Consider the following 5,497-nt stretch of genomic DNA (forward strand, 5'->3'; position numbering starts at 1 on the left):
CGGCCCGGGAGCCGCCGCGGATCGAGGTCGGCAGCGGACAACCCGTCGGGACAGTACCGGGCCCGGCCAGGGTGCAGATCAGCGAAATGCTGCCCCAACCGGAGCAGATCAACCTCGGACTGGATCCGCTCCGCATGCGACCGAGCCGCCGCAGCCAACGTCCCAGCCGCATCCAGACCCCCGATATCCCACACCTCACCGACACCCACCACATCGGCGCCACCAGCAACCCCTCGCGCATCGGCGACCCCTCGCCCGTCGGCGACCACTGAGGCGTCGGCGACACCAGCGATACCTCGCGCATCGCCGACATCCTCCGCAGAGCCGACACCAGCGACACCTCGCGCATCGCCGACACCTCGCCCGTCGGCGACATCCTCCGCAGAGGCGCCACCTCGCGCACCGGCGATCCCTCGCGCACCGGCGATCCCTGGCGCATCGGCGACAGCTGGGGTGTCGGCGACATCTGAGGTGCCAGCGACGTCTGGGGCGTCGTGGTCGGGGTCATTGGCGGCGAACATGTGTTCGATTCTACTACAGCTGGTCGCGTCCGCGTTACCCAGCGAGAGGCCTGCTTGGCCTTATCCACAAGGGGAAACGTCACACCTGCCCGAACCGCAAACCGGATATACAGGTGGCCGAATCTGGTTGGCTCGGCGGGAGTCTGCTTTCTGCGCGCCTACTCGCCCACAGCGATGGCCTTGAGGCGGGCGACGACCTGGTCGAGCGGGACCGACGTCTCGATCTCAGCGGTAGCTGTTGCCCGAAGCAGCGGTTCGACCGCGGCCAGGTGATGCAGGATCAGCTCGCGCTCCTCGTCGCCCTTGCCGTAAGGGTTATCGGTGCGCCCGGCGATGCGGGCCAGCATGACTTCGGCCGGCGCGCTGAGCAGCACGATCTGGTCGAACTGCGAGTAGAACCGACCTTGGTTCGTCTTGCAACCGGCCACAAACAAGGCTTCTTCGCCGGATTCGGCCAGGAGAGCCGTGATGGCATCCTCCCGCCACACCCAGTCCCCCGAACCATCGGCGTCCGTCACCCAATGGCACCACTCGTCGGTATCAGTGTCGACGACCCGATATCCCTGCAAACCCAGCAAGCGCAATGCAGCCGACTTGCCAGTGCCGGACATTCCAGTCACCAAGATCCTCGGCATGAGGCCAAGGCTAGGGCCAGGGCCAGGGCCTAGAACAGGACAGCCAGCGCGTGCCCGGGACGGGATTCGAACCCGTATGCCTTTCGGCTGCGAGGTTTAAGCTCGCTGCGTATGCCGTTCCGCCACCCGGGCCCAACAGCCAAGCACTGACCTTACAAGCAGCGCGGCAACCCGAACTACAGGTAGACCTGGCGGGGATAGATGGCGTGGGCGCCGGCTACCCGGTCAAGGAAGAGTTTGCCGGCGCAGTGGTCGAGTTCGTGCTGGATCGCCCTCGCCTCGAAGGCGTCCGTGCTCAGGGTGATCTCATCCGTGGTCCCCGGCAGAGTGCCGGTGACAGTGAGGCGGGTGGCGCGTTTCACGTCGCCGGTCAGGTCCGGGACAGACATGCAGCCTTCACGCGCCTTCTCCTGGCGGCTTGCCTCGAGCACCACGGCATTGCAGAGGACGAAGACGCCGTGACACGTACGAGTCTTGGGGTGGCCCGTCACGTCCAGCGCGAACATCTGGGCGGCCACGCCCACCTGAGGTGCGGCCAGGCCCACGCAGCCCGGCGAGACCCGCATCGTCGCCACCAGATCGGCTGCCAGGGCGATCATCACCGGGTCGAGCGGGTCGACCGTCGCGCCCTCGGTGGCGAGCACCGGGTGCGGGGCGCGGATCACCTCCAGGACATCGCCGACGAGGTCAAGCTGCGCCGGGCTCCAGGTCGCGAGGGTCTGGTTGAGATGGCCGAGGCTCACAGGTCGTCGCTCTCGGCCGGGCGCAGCGTCACACCCACGCCGAGCTCGTCGGCCGTGATCTCCAGCGCCCGCTGCAGCATCTCCAGCTCAGCCTTCGGGGGAATCTCCACCTCGGCCGTGAGTACATACAGGGCGCCACTGAGCCGGGTGGTGAGATCGGTGACAGTACCGCCGACCGAGGCGATCATCCGGGTCACCGCGGACACGATCCCGGGCCGGTCGGCCCCGTGCACACTCAGGATGTACGGCGCTCCGATCGGCGCATGAGTCGTCTCCGGACCCATCTGCCGCACGGTGATCACCAGTTCACCGCGGAGCGGCTCCAGCGCCTCCTTGACCGGCTCGAAGGGACCCGAGCAGACGATCATCATCGCGAAGTGGCCGCGCAGCAGCGTCATGGTCGAGTCCTCGAGGTTGACCCCGACCTGGGCGAGGACCTCGGTGACGTCCGCGATGATGCCCGGGCGGTCCGGACCGATGACGGTGACGGCGAGCTGACTCATACGGGCAAACCTAGCGGCATCCAAAGTCTCGACTCCGCGCGACTTCGGTATCCGGACGGCGCGAGGACCCGCCGGCGACACGCGCGCGCGACTATCTTCGACCTCATGACCACTTCCTACAGGCGCAAGCGCAGTGTGCGCGACTGGGTCGTGGACAGCCTGGCGTTCGTGTTCGGGGTGGTGGGCGGACTCCTGCTGCACAGCGCCGGCGAGGACGACGGCTCTTCGCAAGCGCTCCTAGCCGTCGACCTCTTCTCGGGTATGGCGCTGTGCGTGCTGCTGTGGTTCCGCCGGCGCTGGCCGATCCAGTTGTTCATCCTGGCGGCGATCGTGGGCACCTATTCCGAGGCCTCCGCGATGGCAGGGCTGCTGATCACGATCACGGTGGCCATCTACTGCCCGCTCCGCGTCACGCTGGGGCTGATGGTCTTCAATCTGCTCAGCCTGTGGATCTACACCGAGATCCGACCCAACAACGATCCTGTGATCGTCACCTACATCACGGTCGTGACCCTGTATGTCGCCGTGGTCGGCTGGGGTCTCTACATCCGCTCGCGCCGCACGCTCCTCCAGGCACTGCGGGACCGGGCAGACCGGGCGGAGACCGTCGCCCAACTGCAAGCACAGCAGGCGCAGATGCGAGCCCGCGAGGAGATCGCCCGGGAGATGCACGACGTACTGGGCCACCGGCTGTCCCTGCTCAGCGTGCACGCAGGCGCGCTCGCGTACCGTCCGGACGCGACGACCGACGAAGTCGCCGGGGCCGCGGAGATCATCCGGGCCAGCGCGCACCAGGCCCTGCAGGACCTCCGCGAAGTGATCGGCGTACTGCGTGCCCCGGTGGGCGAGCTACCTCAGCCGACGTTCGCGGATCTGCCTGCCCTGGTTGAGGATTCGCGTCGCGCTGGGATGCCCGTCGACCTGGATTTCGATGCCCATGGCACCTTGCCGGACCACGTCGGCCGGACGGCGTACCGGATCGTGCAGGAAGGTCTCACCAACGCGCTGAAGCACGCACCGGGCGCGCCGGTGAACATCCGCGTGACCGGTGCCCCGGGCAACGGCCTCGAGGTCGAGGTCAGGAACCCGGCACCCCGCAGGAGATCAGGACAGGGACAGGGATTGATCGGACTCAGCGAGCGCGCCGCCCTGGTGGACGGCCGACTCGAACACGGGCGGACCGCAGAAGGCGACTTCCGGATCTCGGCCTGGTTACCGTGGCCGTCATGACGATTCGGGTCCTGATCGTGGACGACGATCCGCTGCTGCGCGCCGGGCTGAAGATGATGCTCGGTGGCGCTCCGGACATCCGCGTCGTGGGTGAGGCCAGCGACGGCAGCGGAGTACAGGCACTGATCGACAAACACTCGCCCGACGTCGTCCTGATGGACATCCGGATGCCCGGTACCGACGGGCTGACCGCGACCGAGGCGGTCCGGTCGCGCGCCAAGGCGCCCGAGATCGTCATCCTGACCACTTTCGACGCCGACGAGCACGTACTGCGCGCGCTGCGCGCGGGGGCGGCCGGGTTCATCCTCAAGGACACTCCCCCGGGGGAGATCGTCGAGTCGGTCCGCCGGGTCGCCAATGGGCAGCCGGTGTTGTCCCCCGTCGTGACGAAGCGGCTGATCACGCGGGTCGCGGCATCCGGCCACGACCAGCGCAAGACCAAGGCGACCGCGCGGCTGGAGGACCTCAACGACCGGGAGCGGCAGATCGCCGTCGCGGTCGGCGAGGGCAAGTCGAACGCGGAGATCAGCGCGACGCTCTACCTCAGCGTGCCGACGGTGAAGACGCACGTGTCCCGCATCCTGACCAAGCTCGACCTGAACAACCGCGTCCAGATCGCCCTCCTCGTCCACGACGCCGGCCTGCTCGACGACACCCGCTGACAGCGCCAGCGCGTTCTGATCATGTCCTCGGGGGAACACGCGGAGATCACCCGTTGGTCACTCTCGCGTTCTAACGTTGCAGAGCCCGTCCGCCCACGGAAGGTTTCTTCATGCGCTGGCTTGCCACCGGTCTCGCCGTTGCCCTCTTGCTTCCCGCCGTCCCGGCCGGGGCCGCGACTGTCCCCGCCGATACCGCGGTTGCGGCCGCGATCGATCCCGCGGCGTACGTCGACCCGCTGATCGGATCGGCGCGGGACGGGAACACCTGGCCCGGCGCGGTCCGGCCGTTCGGGATGATCTCGTGGAGCCCGACCAGTACCAGAGGCGACCAGACCAGTACCGGCGCGGCCAACGGCTACCAGTACGACGCGACGCGGGTCCGGGGGTTCAGCCTCACCCACGTGAACGGGGCCGGCTGCAACCCCGGCGCGGCCGGTGATGTGCCGATCATGCCGTACGCCGGTCAGGTGGATTCCTCGCCGACCGCGGACACCAGCGATGCGAAGTACGCGAGCAACTTCAGCCATGCCCAGGAGACGGCCAAGCCCGGCCGGTACACGGTGACGCTGGCCAACGGGGTCACCACCGACCTGGCCGTCACCACCAGGGCGGGCGTCGGGGACTTCGCCTTCCCGACGGAGCAGGCCGCCAACCTCCTGTTCCGGACCTCGAACTCGCTGAACGGCAGCGAGGACGCCGAGATCACCATCGACCCGGCCGGCCGGGAGGTCACGGGGTCCGTGCTGACCGGCGCGTTCTGCGGCCGCAGGGCGAACGGCGGGGTCAACAACCGGCGGACCTACTACCGGCTCTACTTCACCGCGTCCTTCGACCAGCCGATCGTTGCCAACGGCACCTGGAAGGACCAGGCCCTCAGCCCCGGCAGCACGCAGACCACCGGCGGCGAGGGTTACGCGACCGGGGCGGACCGTGCCGGTAAGGGCTCCGGCGGCTACGTCACCTTCGCGCCCGGCGCCAAGGTAAGGATGCGGATCGGCATCTCCTATGTCAGCCTGGCCGGCGCCGAGAAGAACCTGGCGACCGAGATCCAGCCAGGAACGACGGTGAACCGGATTGCCGCGGACGGCTACAAGCAGTGGAAGAACGAACTGCAGAACGTCAAGATCACCGGTGGCAGCGAGAACCAGCGAACCACCTTCTACACCGCGTTGTACCACTCGATGCTGCAGCCGAACATCTTCA

7 protein-coding genes and 1 tRNA gene are annotated in these 5,497 nt (G+C 67.9%); 3 read left to right on the plus strand and 5 right to left on the minus strand.

Annotation, left to right across the window (positions count from 1 at the left end):
- From VFG33_RS29925 to VFG33_RS29945, 5 genes are all read right to left on the minus strand, one after another.
- A partial coding sequence (locus tag VFG33_RS29925) for a hypothetical protein (RefSeq protein WP_414672994.1) occupies positions 1 to 521 on the minus strand: 521 nt, incomplete at its 3' end.
- A gap of 158 nt (positions 522 to 679) precedes the next feature.
- The gene (locus VFG33_RS29930; protein ID WP_325056335.1) at positions 680 to 1,156 is read right to left on the minus strand and encodes an ATP-binding protein; all 477 of its coding nucleotides are present in this window, start codon (positions 1,154 to 1,156) and stop codon (positions 680 to 682) included.
- A 51-nt stretch (positions 1,157 to 1,207) separates the two neighbouring features.
- Positions 1,208 to 1,288, minus strand: a tRNA-Leu gene (locus tag VFG33_RS29935).
- A 44-nt stretch (positions 1,289 to 1,332) separates the two neighbouring features.
- Positions 1,333 to 1,899 (minus strand): peptide deformylase, encoded by a 567-nt coding sequence (locus VFG33_RS29940; protein WP_325056336.1) that lies wholly within the window; start codon positions 1,897 to 1,899, stop codon positions 1,333 to 1,335.
- Entirely contained in the window at positions 1,896 to 2,402 is a 507-nt protein-coding gene (locus VFG33_RS29945; protein WP_325056337.1) for a glycine cleavage system transcriptional repressor, read from the minus strand. Before VFG33_RS29945 ends, VFG33_RS29940 begins: the two co-directional genes overlap by 4 nt.
- Before the next feature lie 105 nt (positions 2,403 to 2,507).
- On the opposite strand from VFG33_RS29945, the gene VFG33_RS29950 reads away from it, so the two are divergent.
- The 3 genes from VFG33_RS29950 to VFG33_RS29960 all read left to right on the plus strand — a co-directional run.
- The gene (locus VFG33_RS29950; protein WP_325056338.1) at positions 2,508 to 3,632 is read left to right on the plus strand and encodes a sensor histidine kinase; all 1,125 of its coding nucleotides are present in this window, start codon (positions 2,508 to 2,510) and stop codon (positions 3,630 to 3,632) included.
- Positions 3,629 to 4,294, plus strand: a complete 666-nt coding sequence (locus tag VFG33_RS29955; RefSeq protein ID WP_325056339.1) for a response regulator transcription factor — start codon at positions 3,629 to 3,631, stop codon at positions 4,292 to 4,294. The genes VFG33_RS29950 and VFG33_RS29955 overlap by 4 nt, the downstream gene beginning before the upstream one ends.
- 110 nt (positions 4,295 to 4,404) lie before the next feature.
- Positions 4,405 to 5,497, plus strand: a 1,093-nt coding sequence (locus VFG33_RS29960) for a glycoside hydrolase domain-containing protein (RefSeq protein WP_325056340.1), incomplete at its 3' end; no start/stop codon positions are given.

It is taken from the genome of Kribbella sp. (assembly GCF_035687465.1).
Taxonomy (GTDB): domain Bacteria; phylum Actinomycetota; class Actinomycetes; order Propionibacteriales; family Kribbellaceae; genus Kribbella.